We start from the raw sequence: 14199 nt of genomic DNA, 5'->3' as shown, positions 1-14199 counted from the left end.
CGCAGGCAAGGAGGTGATCGGTGACCGGCGACAGCACCTTCGAGACCCACATCGGCGACGACGGTTCCGGGGGAATCGGCACTGGGCTCGGCGAGGCTCTCCACCGCACCGTCTCCGAGACGGTGCGCCGGCTGGGTGCGGTCGCTACGGCCGTCTATCTGCTGGACGCCGACCGAACCCGCCTGGAAGTGGCGATGATCGCGGGCAGTCCGCCCTCGATCTTCAGTCTCCTCCCCGGAGCGGACCTCGACTCGCCCTACGAGCCCGCTCGCGCGCTCGCCTCGGACATCACGGTGGGTGACCTGGAAGCACGCCCGGAGGCGAAGCCCCCACCGCCTCCACTGTCGTATCCCTACCTCGCGCTCGCCACCCCGGTGGTCGCCGGGCACCGCCGCTTCGGTGCCGTGATGGCTCTCCGGCTCGATACCCACGGCCGCTACTCGGCCGCGGACCAGGCGGCACTGGAGGACGCCGGGAAAGAGCTCGCCGCAGCCCTCACGGCGCTCAGCGAGCGCGGCGAGGCAGTCGTCGCCGCCGCCACACCGACGCTCATCCCGGCACGGCCCGCAGGTGCGTGCACGGCGGGCTGGGGTCTTCCCGACGTGCCCGGCTCGGACAGCACGAGCATGATGTACCCGCTGCGCCGACTCGCCGACCTGCTGAACCAGGCTACGACCGGGAAGGAGGTCGCCGCCGCCGCACGGTCCTGCGTCATGAGGCCACTGCGTGCCCGGGCCGTCGTCCTCGCCGTGGCGCAGGACGGACGCTTCTGGGTCGTCGGACACAGCGGCGACTCCTCCGAACTGGCTCGTGGCCTGCATGGCAGCAGAGTGAACGCTCCGACGTCGGCCGCGGACGCCCTCTGTGCCGGCCCCCAGTTCCGCACCGTCGAGCCGGCGCATCCGGGTGACGGGTCTTACACCGTTTCCACGGCGCATTCCGATCTCGCCGAGGCACACCTGCCTCTCGTCGGGAACAGGCACGTCCTCGACGTCCCCCTGCTCCAGGGCAGCGACGTCCTCGGCGTGTGCTGCCTGTTCTTCGACGGGCCCCGAGGCTTTCCACCGGAGGAGCGGGCCCTCATGACCATGATGGCGGGGCTGCTCGGCGCGGCGGTGCAGCGCGTCGAGCTGAGCGCGCAGCGGCAGCAGGTCGCCGAACACCTGCAACGCCAGCTCCTGCCTCCCGTTGTCCCCATGTTCCCCAGGCTGACGGCCACTGCGCGGTACCGGCCCGCCGACATCACGTCCAAGGTGGGCGGCGATTGGTACGACGTGATCAGCGCGCCCGGCGACCGCATCGTGCTCGTCGTCGGCGACGTCGAGGGACACAGCCTGAACAGTGCCGCGCTGATGGGCCAGGCACGGACCGCACTCGCCTCCTACGCCGCGGAGGGACACCGTCCCGCCGTGGTGATCGAGCGCACCGGGAGCTTGCTCGCCAAGCTGGGCGCGGACCTGCTCGTGACTTGCTGCGTCGTCTCCCTGGACACTTCCGGCGGTACGGCCGAGGTGGCGTTGGCCGGCCACCCCCAGCCCCTGGTGCGGCACCCGGACGGACGTCTTTCCCCGCTCCACGCGCCCGCCAACCTGCCCCTGGGCGTCACCACGGATCATGCGTACCAGGGCCGTGAGCACACGCTCCGGCCGGGATCCGTCCTGATGCTGTACTCGGACGGCCTGAACGAGTACACCTCCGCCGACCCGGTGTCCTGGGCGCAGGCGCTGTTCGACGGTGTCGGCCCGGAGACCGGAGAGGACCTCGAGCAGCTCGCCGACCAGTTGGTCGCCGAAGTCACCGGGATGGCCGAAGCCACCGTACCCCAGCAGCTCCGCGACGACGCGGTGCTGCTCCTGGCGCGCTACGAGGCGGCAGCCGGGAAGGGGGCACCGCGCACGGCGGCGCTGCACGTGCAGCGCCGCGACCTGCAGGGGGTCAGGACGGCCCGCGCCTTCGTCACGGCGCAGCTGCGTGCCTGGGATCTGGCGACCATGACGGATACCCTGCAACTGCTCGTCTCCGAGCTCGTCACGAACGCCCTGGTCCACGCGGGCAGTGACGTCGACGTCCGCCTGCGCGCCTTCGCCGACCACGTCCGGCTGGAGGTGCGGGACTCCGACAGCGACCCGCCGATCCCCTCGCCCCTGGCCCTGGCCGAGGAGGACAACGCCGAGGCCGAGCACGGCCGTGGCCTGCTCATCGTGGAGGCGCTGGCCGGGGGGTGGAACACCTCCCCCAACGGCCGCGGCAAGACGGTGTCACTGGAGATGCCCGTCTTGGACCTGCCCGTCCCGCAGGAATAGAGCCGCCGCGCACCTGACCTCGCTCGGCCGTACCCTCGGCCCGGTCGTCACCGTGCTGCGCGCGTGGGGCGCCGACCAACCTGGCCGGCCCCGAGGGGCCACCGGTGGCCGGCACGTTTCTCGCAGGTTGGCGCGGCCGCCCGAGAACCTGCGAGAAACATGCCCCGCGCGTGGGGCGCCGACCAACCTCGCCGGCCCCGAGGGGCCACCGGTGGCCGGCACGTTTCTCGCAGGTTGGCGCGGCCGCCCGAGAACCTGCGAGAAACATGCCGTGAGAAGGTCGCTCCACAGGGTTGACAGTGAGGCGTCCGGCGCCAGACGCTTTGGCAACGTTGTCATCCTGCGCCGCCGCGGGGTAGGGCGCAACGCCGCCCGCACCCACGCCGTCCCGATTGGTATGTCATGCCCCTGCACGACTCAGCCGGATATCCACGCCGCCCCTCGCGGCGCTCCGTCGTCACCACGGGGGCGACCCTGCTGGCCGGGTTCGGCCTGGAGGGCCTGCTCCCGGCGCCGGCCGCCTCTGCCGCCGCGGACACCGCCGCCGGCAGCAAGCAGTCCGGGACGGACGAACTCGCCCGCTACCGGCCTGTTTCGGTCTCCTCCACGGCCTACGCCCCCACACCGGGCTCGTTCGCGGTCGACGGGCTCGGCGTGCCCGGGGTCCGCGGCAGCGGATGGCGAGCCGGGGACGGCGACCCGCAGTGGATCGCCGTCGACCTGCAGGCCGTGTGCGACGTGACCTCGATCCGCCTGGTCTTCGAGGCGGAGGCCGCCGACCCGGTGTTCACCCCGCCGGCTGGCGACAACCCGCACAGCGGCACCACCGGGCAGGAGATCCAGTCCGCCTACGCGGTGGAGTTCGTGCTGGAGACGTCCGTCGACCGTGCCTCCTGGACGAGCGTGTACCGCACCACCGCGGGAACCGGTGGAGCGGTGAGCATCCAACTGCCCCGCCCGACGGCCGCGCGCTGGGTACGCATGACCTCCCGCAGGCGATCCAGTCCCCTGCCCCTGGGCCTCAACGGGTTCGAGGTCTACGGCACACCCAGGGCACATCGGGCCCCGGCCACCGGCTGGACCGACTGGGGCACGGACCACGGCGAGGCGCCCGGTCTCGCCGTGGCCGACGACGGCTCGGTACCGCTGGAGTCGGGCTGGCGGCTCACCTGGGACGACCGGGCCGGCGGGGACGGTGCCGCACTGTCCCGGCCCGGTGTCGACACCAGCGGCTGGCTTCCCGCCACGGTCCCCGGCACGGTCCTGGGTTCCCTCGTCGACCGGGGCAAGCTGCCCGACCCGGTGGCCGGGCTGAACAACCTGCGCGTGCCCGAGGCCCTGTCACGCCATGCGTGGTGGTACAAACGGGACTTCGCGCTGCCCCGCGGTCTGCCCACCGGTCCCGGCCGCCGGACCTGGCTGGAGTTCGACGGCGTGAACCACACGGCGGACGTCTGGCTCAACGGCCACCAGGCCGGCAAGCTGACGTACCCCTTCGCCCGCGCCTCCTTCGACGTCACCGCGCTGCTCGACGCCCGCGGCACCAACGCCCTCGCGGTCGGCATCACCCCGATGCCCGTGCCCGGCAGCCCCGGCGACAAGGGTCCGCTCGGCCAGGCCTGGGTGGACGCGGGCGCAGAGCAGATGAACCGCAACTCCCCCACCTACCTCGCGGCCTCGGGCTGGGACTGGATGCCCGCCGTACGCGACCGCGCGGCCGGCATCTGGAACCACGTCCGGCTGAGGTCCACCGGGCACGTCGTCATCGGCGACCCGCGGGTGGACACCCTGCTGCCCGGCCTGCCGGACCTCTCCGTCGCCGAGCTCACGATCGTCGTGCCGGTCCGTAACGCCGACTCCACCGACCGCCGGGCCAGGGTCACCGCGGCGTTCGACGGCGTCCGGGTGTACCAGGACGTCACCGTGCCCGCCGGCGGCGGCGTCGACGTCGTGTTCGCCCCGGACTCCTTCCGCGCGCTACGGGTGGACGAACCCCGGTTGTGGTGGCCCAACGGGCTGGGCGAGCCGCACCTGTACGAACTCACCCTCACGACCTCGGTCGACGGCGCGGTCAGCGACCGGCGCACCAGCCGCTTCGGGATCCGGCAGTTCGGCTACGAGCACGACACCCCGCTGCCGTTCACCTCGACCGGCGACTCCTGCGCCCAGTCGGTGACCTTCGAGCGGCGTCAGGCCCGGTACGTCCGGATCAGGTGCCTGACCCGGGCTACGTCCTGGGGCAGCTCCGTGTGGGCCCTGTCCGTGTTCGACAGCGCCCGGCCGGACGCGGACCTCGCGCTGCACGCGCCCGCCGACGCCTCCAGCACGGACGGCGACGGGCACGGGCCGGCCAACGCCACCGACGGCGACCCGGCCACCCGCTGGTCCTCGGCATACGAGGACGATCAGTGGATCCGCGTCGACCTGGGCTCGGCGCGGAGCTTCGACCGGGTCGACCTCGTCTGGGAACGCGCCTACGCCCGGTCGTTCGAGGTGCAGGTGTCCACCGACGGAACCGACTGGGACGTGGTGTCCTCGGTCGACAACGGAGGGGTGCCCCTGCCCTTCAGCGACGGACGGGCCAGCCTCCAGATCGAGGACTTCGACCAGGTCACCGCCCGCTACCTGCGGCTGAACTGCGGCCTGCGCAACACCAGCTGGGGCAACTCCCTGTGGTCCCTGAGCGTCGTCGACCGTGCGCACCCCGGCACCGACCTGGCGCTGCACCGGGAGGCGACGGCCTCCACCGAGGAGTCCGACCACCCGGCGTCCCACGCCACCGACGGCGACGCGGGCACTCGCTGGTCCTCGCAGTACGAGGACCACCAGTGGATCCAGGTCGACCTGGGATCCCGGCAGTCGTTCGACCGCGTGGCGGTCGTATGGGAGACCGCGTATCCGAAGACGTACGTCATCCAGGTCTCCGACGACGGTGCCAAGTGGACGGACGTCAAGTCCGTGTCGAACGCCCCCGATCCGCTGAGGATCAGCGTCAACGGTGTCCGGGTGCTGGCCCGCGGCGGCAACTGGGGCTGGGACGAACTGCTGCGCCGGATGCCGCCGGAGCGGATGGACGCGGCAGTGCGCATGCACCGCGACATGAACTTCACCATGATCCGTAACTGGGTCGGCACCAGCGACCGGGAGGAGTTCTTCGCCGCCTGCGACCGGCACGGCATCCTGGTGTGGAACGACTTCCCCAACGCATGGGGCATGGACGTACCGGACGTCGAGGCGTACAACGCGATCGCCCGGGACACCGTCCTGCGCTACCGCATCCATCCCTGCGTGACCGTCTGGTGTGGTGCGAACGAGGGGAACCCGCCGGCCGGGATCGACGCCGGGATGCGCCTGGCCGTCGAACGGCAGGCGCCCGGCCTGCTCTACCAGAGCAACTCGGCCGGTGGGATCGTCACCGGCGGCGGCCCCTACGGCTGGGTGGAACCGGAGAAGTACTTCGACCCGCTGACCTACAGCAGCAAGGACTTCGGCTTCCACACCGAGATCGGCATGCCGGTGGTGTCCACCGCCGCCAGCCTGCGCAACATGACCGGCGACGAACAGGAGTGGCCCATCGGCGGGGCGTGGTACTACCACGACTGGAGCGAGCACGGCAACCAGGCGCCGCAGAACTACTGGGCGGCCATCGAGGACCGGCTCGGTGAGGCGCGCGATCTCGACGACTTCGCCCGCAAGGCGCAGTTCGTGAACTACGAGAACTACCGCGCCATGTTCGAGGCGTGGAACGCCAACCTCTGGGACAACGCCTCCGGTCTGATGCTGTGGATGTCCCATCCGGCCTGGCACAGCACGGTCTGGCAGACCTACGACTACGACTTCGACGTCAACGGCGCCTACTACGGGTCCCGTTCCGGGTGCGAGGCGCTGCACGTCCAGGCCGACCCGGCCGCCTGGCGGGTCCTGGCGGTCAACCACACGGCGGCGGACCTGGAGAACGCGACGGTCACCGCCCGGCTCTTCGACCTGACGGGCCGGCCGCTCGGCCGGAGCAGAAGCGCCCGCGTGGACGTGAAGCGGTCAGGCACCACCGAGGCGTTCACCGCCGGATGGACCGACGACCTGCCCGCCCTGCACCTGCTGCGGCTGACACTCGAGGACGCGAACGGCCGGGAGGTGTCCCGCAACACCTACTGGCGCCACCGCGAGCCGTCCGCGATGCGGGCCCTCAACGACGTCGCCGAGGTGAGGACGACCGGCAGGATCACCCAGGTGTCCCGCGCCGGGGACCGGCACGAGTTGACGGCGAGCATACGCAACCGGGGCTCGGCCGTGGCCGTGATGGTCCGGCTGTCCTTGCTGGACGAGGCGACCGGCCGGCGCGTGCTGCCGACTCTCTACAGCGACAACTACCTGTGGCTACTGCCCGGTGAGTCCCGGCAGGTCGGCCTGTCCTGGCCGGCCGCAGCCCTCACCTCGGGGCGCCCCGCCCTGCGGATCGAGGCCTACAACGGCCCGGCCACCACGGTGCGAGGCTGACACCTCCGACGGTCCGGCATCCGGCGGTCGGTACCTCTCGCAGTGCCGTTCCGGTGCCGGCACGGTGGGCGGGGGCAAAGGCTGACGGGACACAGCACGCCCGGCCCCCGTCCCGGCGGGTACCGCGACGTCGAGCCGGCAGTACGGCGGGAACGGCCGCCGGGCCGCCGCAGGCGCTCACACACCCGCTGCGCGCGGCGGCCCGACGGCGCGGATACGCTTGCATCACGCGTGGCCCCAAGTGGTGCCGCTGCTCGCCGGGCGCGGAGAAGCGGCTGCCGCGGCCGTCCGGCCCTCGACGCGATGGAGGAACACGTTGACCGACGAAGCGATGGGTGACGACGTCTACCAGCCGGACGGTTCCGACGTACAGGACGACGCCGGAGTGCTGGACGCCTCCGACACCCTGGACTACCGGGCCGGCGAGGAGGCCCTGGACGAGGGCTACTCGCCGCCGGAACGGCCGTGGGCCGTGCAGCACAGCGGGGTCACGGCCGCCGAACGGCTGCGCGGGGAGAGTCTCGACGAGCGCCTGGCCGAGGAGGTACCCGACATCCGGTTCCCCGAGGGCGACGGCATCGGGGACACCTGGGACACCGACGGCGAGCTGATCGACGCCGAGGTCGGTGAAGCGCGTGCCGGACGGCTCGTCGCACCCGACGAGGGCGTCCGGGCCGACACCTCGTCCCCTCTGGCCGCGTCCGACCGGGGACTGGACGGTGCCGGGGCGTCGGCCGAGGAGGCCGCCATGCACCTGATCCCCCAGTCCGACACGTATCTCCGGGGATGACTCCGAGCCGGGCGGACGTTCTCGCCCGGCCGTGCCTCCTGGCGCCGCCCGGCCGCTGCCGGTCGGGCGCCGCGACCCCTCGCCGTGTTCTCCCGGGCGATCAGGCCCGGCAGCCGCACCCGCACGGTGCGCACTGATGAGCCGTCGAGCAACGCGGTCAGCTCCCGCGCGGCGGTCCGGCCGAACTCCACGCTGTCGCGGGACAGCGCGGACAGCCACAAAGCTTGACCATGCGGCACCGCTGCCCCGCACGGACCTCGCCGTCTTCGACGAGACCGTGTGGCAGCTGGTATCGACCTGGAGGTGCTCAGAGCTGATGGCCGAGCTGCCGATGGACTCCGCGCGCGCCGCTGGGACATCCTGCGCGCGGTGGACCGGGCGCTCGACGCCGTCGACCTGCAGGACATGAACGGCACGGCGTCCCGCGCCCGGGAGCAGCTGACCGGGTCGGTCCCGGCTCAGCGTCTCGCCGGTTCACGGTCGCGCCACACCTGGGCCGATCTCGCGCGCGCCATCTCCAGGCGCCGCCGCTCCTCCGCCGTGAGGAGCTTCAGCAGCCTGGGATTGCCGGCCCAGCCGTTCAGCAGGGCGTGTGACCCGCCCAGTCGCAGTGAGTACGCCCACATGCTCTCCCCCCGGCCGTGGTTGACCCAGGTAGTGGACCAGTTGACCAGGTGATGAATTTTTTCCTCACGGCTGAATCGTGCAGAGATCATGGTCTTCACCTGTCTGTACGCCTGAGCTAGTTGCCGAGTAGGACACGCAACGCAGGCCGTCGGAGTTCGACGGGGCGGTGAGGGCCCCGGTCGGCAACGAGGATCCGGACGGCACAGCGAGGAGCCCGGCACGCCGATGCCGGGCCCCTCGGGCCGACGCACCCACCCCCACGTGGGGCGACAGCCGCGCAGGAGCCGCCCATTGGAGACGGCCTTGCCTTCCGTACCCCAGCCGACGCCTACGGAAAGGTCCTGCATCATAAACACGTGTGAGTGGCCGTCCTGGTTCGAACCCGTTCCGGATCCGGCCAGCAGCAACCCAGGGTCACAGGTGACGACTCACCGTTGCCGGGAGGGCACACGTGTCTCTAGTCTCCGGACGACCACTACCACTACCTCGGGAGACCAAGGCTGTCATGACCATATGCCAGAACGAACGGGAGTCGGCCGCGCTCGCCGCTGTGGACGAGGCGGGACTCGCCGGGCTACTCACGGAGTTGATCGCCGTGCCGAGCGTGACAGGCAGTGCCGCCGAGTCCGAACTGCAGCACCTCCTGGGCCAGCGCCTGGAGCACCTGGATCTCGACGTCGACCTGTGGTCCATGGACCTGCCGGCGTTGCGGGCTCACCCCGACTTCCCGGGGACCGAAGTGCCTCGGACGGAGGCGTGGGGTCTGGTGGGCAGCACGCCGGGCCAGGGCGAAGGACCGGCGCTGGTCCTGCAGGGCCACGTCGACGTGGTGCCGCCGGGCGACCTCGGCGACTGGGTGGGCGACCCGTTCGTCCCCCGGGTGGTGGGAGACGTAGTCCACGGCCGCGGCGCCTGTGACATGAAGGCGGGACTCGCGGCGGTGCTCACCGCGCTGGCGGCGATCCGCACCGCCGGAGTGCGACTGCGCGGCCGCCTCGCGGTGCACTTCGTGGTCGGCGAGGAGGACGGCGGGCTGGGCGCGTTCGGGACCCTGCGGCGTGGCCACACGGGCGACGCCTGCGTCATCGCCGAGCCCACCGGCTCCACCCTCATGAGGGCCAATGCCGGGGCGCTTACCTTCCGGATCGAGGTACCGGGCAAGGCCACACACGGAAGCACCCGCTATGCCGGTGTGAGCGCCGTCGACGCCTTCCTCCCCGTTTACCGGGCGCTGGCCGCGCTCGAGACCCGTCGGAATGTCGACCGCCATCCGCTGCTCACCGGCTACCCGGTCCCCTGCCCGGTGTCCGTCGGCACCCTCCGGGCGGGCGACTGGGCCAGCAGCGTGCCCGGCCTCCTGGTGGCCGAGGGACGGCTGGGAGTCCGGCTGGGCGAGGACGTGGCGCACGCCCGCGCGGAGCTGGAGGCGTGCGTCGCCGAGGTCTGCGCCCGGGATGCCTGGCTGCGGGACCATCCGGCCAGGGTGACGTGGCCTGGCGGCAAGTTCGCCAGCGGCAGTCTGCCCGAGGGCCACCCGCTGGCGGCCCTGGTAGGCCATGCGCACGCCGACGTCACCGGCGGGCGCCCGCTGCCCGAGGCCGGCGCGCCATACGGGAGCGACCTGCGGTTGTACGCGGCGGAGGGCATCCCGACCGTGCAGTACGGGCCCGGCGACGTAAGCCTCGCCCACGGGCCGCGGGAGCAGGTGCGTCTGAGCGAGGTCGTCACCGTGACGCGCACACTGATTCTCACCGCGCTGCGGGCGGCCGGCACGGCCTGATCACCTGCGGCGAACGCGGTCAGGGCCGTCGCCAGCGCGGCTGCCGATGCGTACACCAGTACCGTCCGCGCCTGGCGCCGTGCCGGTTGCGTCGTGCCATCCTTGTGCCTTCCTCGATGCTTTCGAGCAGGATTGCGGTCGCAGTGCGCTGTCATGGCGCGTACACAGAGGAGACCGTTGCGGAGGCCGCCGCACAACAGAAAAGTTCTGGTGTGCGGTGCGACGGACGCCGGCGAGGCCCGTCGGCGCTGCCTGCCGCCCGTGGTCACCGCTCCCGGGGAAGTCGCCGGGAACATACGTGTCATCCCGGCCGCCAGGCACAGCTCAGCGCGCGTCGCGTCCCAGGGCTCCCGGCGTGGTCCACAGCATGGCTCCGGACGCCAGGCCGAGCGCGGCGAAGAGCCACCAGAAACGGTGGAACGCGTCGAGCGCGGCAGCCGGGCCGGGCCGGCCGACCACCGCGACGAACAGGCTGATGCCGAGCACCGCGCCGAGCTGCCGGAAGGCTGCGTTGATCGCCGATCCGACGGCCAGCCGGCCGGGGGGCAGTTCCTGTACAGCGGCGGTCGACTGCACGGGCAGCGTGAAGCCGATACCGGCGCCCAGGACGGCTTGCAGGGGCAGCCACTGGTACAGCCAGTGCGGGGTGGTACCGACCCATGCGGCGTACGCGGCCAGGGCCCCGCGGTACAACACGGCGCCCGTGGTCAGCACCCGGCGTGGGCCGTACGTCTGGGAGAAACTGGGCGAGACGCGGGCCAGGACCGCCACCATCACCGGGCCGGGTGAGGCGGCGAGCGCCGCGCGCAGCACGCTGTAGTGCCACACGGTCTGCGGAAAAACGAGGGTGGCCAGGAGCGCGCCGAAGAAAGCGGCGGCGAAGATCAGGGTCGCGGCGTTGACCAGGCGGAACTGCGCGCTCTTGAAAAGTGCGAGATCCATGACGGGCCGGGCAACCCGCCGGGTGCGGACGAGGAAGACCGGCAGCATCAGTACGGCGACGACGAACGACCCCACCACCCGTTCGTCAGACCAGCCCCATCGAGGCCCTTCGATGATGGCGAGGCTCAGCGCGGCGGGAATGACGGCGATCAGGGCCGCGCCGACCGGGTCGGGCAGGCCGTGGGTCACCGCAAAGACCGGCACGTTGACCAGGAAGATCCAGCGCCAGGAGAGATTCTGGATGAGTAGCGCCCCCGACGTCGGCCCCAGGGCCGCGGCGACCGCGCCCATGGCTCCCCAGACGCCGATGGCGAACGGCCTGCGCTGAGGTGGGAACTCGGGCAGGATCAGCGCCAGTGACGTGGGGGAGACCAGTGCGGCGAAGGCGGCCTGCAGGGCGCGGGCGCCGATCAGCACGCCGGCGCTGGGCGCCAGTCCGCACAGCGCGCTCGTCACGGCGAAGCCCGCGACTCCGATGAGGAACACGCGCTTGCGGCCGTAGCGGTCGGCGAGCCGGCCGGCTGGCCGCGGATCGATCGACGGGCGTCGGCTGTCGCGGCGGATGACCGGCTTCGGGTGTCCCGGGGGTTTCGACGGCTTGCTCGGGGGTGCTCATGCGGGGCTCGAGGGGCGGAGCGGAACGTGCGAGTTGGGTTTTGCAACTGACCTGACACGGCGCATGCCGTCGGCAGGATTGCCTTTGGTCGGCCGGCCGGGCTGGACGTTGGAGCCTGCGGTAGGGAACCGGCGTCCGGGGGACGCCTCCGCAGCGGCGCAGCAGGGAGTGGTGTACGCGCCCCAGCACCGCCCCGCACGCGGTGCGGGCCCCCTCACGACCGGGCCCTCAGCCCGTGACCAGCCGACGGACCCGCTCGCTGTCCCGCTGAGCGGCGTCCCGCTCCTCGGCGGTGGCCGGTTCCAGACGCACCGGGACGTCCTTGTGATGCGGAGTACCGGCGATGGGGTCACGGTCGGCCGCGTCGGTCAGGAGGTTGATGCGGGGGCCGTCGACCACGCGTCCGCCCTGGCCGTCGGGAACGGACATGCCGTAACCGTGGGGCAGCGCCAGCTGACCGGCGCGGAGCGTGCCGTCGATCTCGGCGCGGGCCACGATGCGTCCGGTCCGCGACACGACCGCCACCCAGTCGCCCTCCGCGGCTCCCACCGCGGCCAGGTCCTCGGCCCGCCCCCGCAGCGCGCCGTCTGGATCTGTACGGCGCCAGGCCGGCGGGCGCAGGATCTGGTTGGCGTTGTGACTGCGTCGCTGGCCGCCGATCAACGACAGCGGGAACTCGGGGTCGGGCCGGTTCTGGGCCGGGTCCAGCCCGGCGAGCCACTCGAGCAGTTCCGGAACGTCCAGCCGGACGCGCTCGCCACGCATCAGGCTCCACACCTCGTCGTGGGTGTGCTCGCTGAAGGCGAGTCCGCCGGGCGAGGAAAGGATCCGGTCGAAAAGCTCCTCACCGAGGGCGGGACCGGTCAGCCCGGTGCCCAGCGCCCGTTGCACCTGGACGGTCATGCGCCGCGCCGCCTGGTGGCAACCGGCCCACAGCACCGCCGCGGGCGCCGCGCCGGCGGGCAGTGTGCGGCCCAGCGTCAGGTGCAGCAGGACCGGGGCGAGGCCGGGCGTGTCCTTCAGCAGCGGAGCGGCATGCGATAGGAGGTTCACGCGGTCGGTGCGCGCGATCTCGGTGAGGCGGTCCAGCACCTCCTGGCCGGGTAGCGCGCCGAGCTTGTCGAGCAGGCGGGCATAGATGTCGGCCTCGGCCATGGTTCCCGGGAGCGGGTCGAACATCGGAGGACGCAAGTGGAAGTAGTTGACCGGCCATTCGAACGTGAAGTAGGTCCACTCCCACTTCTCGTGCTGCGAGGCTGCGGGCAGCACGTACTCGGCGAGCGCCGCCGTCTCGGTGTACGCCACGTCGACGACGACGGAGAGTTCGGCGGCGGCGATGGCGCGCTCGAACGAGGCGGTGTCCGCGGCGGTGTTGGCGGGATTGGACGAGTCGACCCACATCACCCGCGCCCGGTCGGGGCGGTCGGCCAGGAACTCTTCGGCGAGGGTGTTCAACGGCAGGTAGCCGCCGATGTACTCGAACCCGGTGATCGCCGAGCGCCTGCCGGTCGACTCCGTCCACAGCGGCGTCAGCCAGGAGTGCAGCGCGTTGGTGCCGGGTCGGCCGAAGTGACCGGTCAGCAGGTAGAGCAGCTTCTCCAGGTAGCTGTTGAGGGTGGAGTTGCGTCCCTGCTGGATGCCGAGTTCCACACGGACGGTCATGGCGCGCGCACCGAGGATGAGGTCCACTGCCCGTTCAACGTCGGCCCGTGGCACCTCGGTGTGGGTGATGAACTCGTCCACCGGGATGCGGCGCAATACCTCGGCGACCTGCTCGAAACCCTCGGTGTGCGCGCTCAGGAACGCCTCGTCCTGCCCGCGCCGCTGGAGGATCAGCGCCAGGATCGCGCCCAGCAGGTAGGCGTCCGTGCCGGGCCGCAACGGCAGATGCAGGTCGGCGGCCGCGGCCGTCTCGGTGCGCCGCGGATCCACCACGACCATCCTGCGCGCAGGATCGTTCTTGATGGTGTTCACGACGTTGCGGGCGCGGTTGAAGCCGTGCGCCATCCAGGGGTTGCAGCCGATGACGAGGAGCAGGTCGCACTCTTCGACACCCTCGGCGGTGTGGCAGGTCTGATGTCCGAACATCTTGCCGTTCACCCAGAAGTCGCCGGTCTTCTCCTGCGACAGCGCGCCGAACATCCGGGTGGAACGCATCCACTGCAGCAGAGCGTGTCCGTAGGGGCCGCCGGAGTGGTTGCCCTGGCCGCCGCCACCGACGTAGGCCATCGGCCCCTCGTCCCCGCCGGTGTCGTCGTTCCTGATCGCCCGCAGCCGGTCCGCGATCTCGGTGAGGGCGGTGTCCCAGTCGATCGGCTCGTGCGTGCCGTCGGGACGGCGGCGCAGAGGCGTCGTGAGACGGTCGCCGTGGTCGCCGTACCAGGTCAACCGCTGGGCCTTCTGACACAGGTAACCCTCGGAACGCGGGTGCTCCCGGTCACCGCGGACGCGGGTGATCTTCCGGCCGTCGGTCTGGACCTCTAGTCCGCAGTTGACGTAACAGAGACTGCAGGCGGTCTTTTGCCACTGAGTCATCCGAACTCCCGCTCTCGTGCACTGTCCGTCCGAAGGGCACGGCCGAGCCACATACGTATGCTCGCACGGGCCTACCCGGTGCTCAGTACATCGTGCACCTCGCTCGGGC

7 protein-coding genes and 2 pseudogenes are annotated in these 14199 nt (G+C 71.7%); 5 read left to right on the top strand and 4 right to left on the bottom strand.

Going from position 1 to position 14199, the window contains the following annotated elements:
• The first annotated feature begins 20 nt into the window (after positions 1-20).
• From OG199_RS44850 to OG199_RS44840, 3 genes are all read left to right on the top strand, one after another.
• Positions 21-2303 (top strand): SpoIIE family protein phosphatase, encoded by a 2283-nt coding sequence (locus OG199_RS44850; RefSeq protein ID WP_331728250.1) that lies wholly within the window; start codon positions 21-23, stop codon positions 2301-2303.
• Positions 2304-2705: 402 nt separating this feature from the next.
• Positions 2706-6800 carry a discoidin domain-containing protein gene (locus tag OG199_RS44845; RefSeq protein WP_331728248.1) on the top strand — a complete coding sequence of 1365 codons (4095 nt, stop codon included), beginning with the start codon at positions 2706-2708 and terminating at the stop codon, positions 6798-6800.
• Between the two features lie 331 nt (positions 6801-7131).
• Complete coding sequence (locus OG199_RS44840) at positions 7132-7590, top strand: DUF5709 domain-containing protein (protein WP_331728597.1); 459 nt, start codon at positions 7132-7134, stop codon at positions 7588-7590.
• Positions 7591-7655: 65 nt separating this feature from the next.
• Here the strand turns inward: OG199_RS44840 and OG199_RS44835 are convergent.
• Positions 7656-7828: pseudogene (locus OG199_RS44835) on the bottom strand (LacI family transcriptional regulator); the annotation flags it as partial.
• Positions 7829-7831: 3 nt separating this feature from the next.
• Between OG199_RS44835 and OG199_RS44830 the strand changes: the two are divergent.
• Positions 7832-8049 (top strand): annotated as a pseudogene (locus OG199_RS44830) (hypothetical protein); the annotation flags it as partial.
• On the opposite strand, the gene OG199_RS44825 reads toward OG199_RS44830, so the two are convergent.
• Positions 8049-8306 carry a hypothetical protein gene (locus tag OG199_RS44825; protein WP_331728676.1) on the bottom strand — a complete coding sequence of 86 codons (258 nt, stop codon included), beginning with the start codon at positions 8304-8306 and terminating at the stop codon, positions 8049-8051. The pseudogene OG199_RS44830 and the gene OG199_RS44825 overlap by 1 nt on opposite strands.
• A 416-nt stretch (positions 8307-8722) precedes the next feature.
• Here OG199_RS44825 and OG199_RS44820 point away from each other — a divergent pair, with 416 nt between their 5' ends.
• Positions 8723-9997: an ArgE/DapE family deacylase gene (locus OG199_RS44820; RefSeq protein WP_331728246.1), complete on the top strand. Its 1275-nt coding sequence runs from the start codon at positions 8723-8725 to the stop codon at positions 9995-9997.
• Positions 9998-10321: 324 nt separating this feature from the next.
• On the opposite strand, the gene OG199_RS44815 is transcribed toward OG199_RS44820, so the two are convergent.
• Both OG199_RS44815 and OG199_RS44810 read right to left on the bottom strand, forming a co-directional pair.
• Positions 10322-11476, bottom strand: a complete 1155-nt coding sequence (locus tag OG199_RS44815; protein ID WP_331728594.1) for an MFS transporter — start codon at positions 11474-11476, stop codon at positions 10322-10324.
• 307 nt (positions 11477-11783) lie between these two features.
• A complete protein-coding gene (locus tag OG199_RS44810; protein WP_331728244.1) occupies positions 11784-14090 on the bottom strand; it encodes a molybdopterin-dependent oxidoreductase in 2307 nt (768 codons plus the stop codon).
• Positions 14091-14199 lie beyond the last annotated feature (109 nt).

This window comes from Streptomyces sp. NBC_01176 (assembly GCF_045039825.1).
In the GTDB taxonomy this organism is placed as follows: domain Bacteria; phylum Actinomycetota; class Actinomycetes; order Streptomycetales; family Streptomycetaceae; genus Streptomyces.
This window is presented reverse-complemented; position numbering and strand designations above follow the sequence as displayed.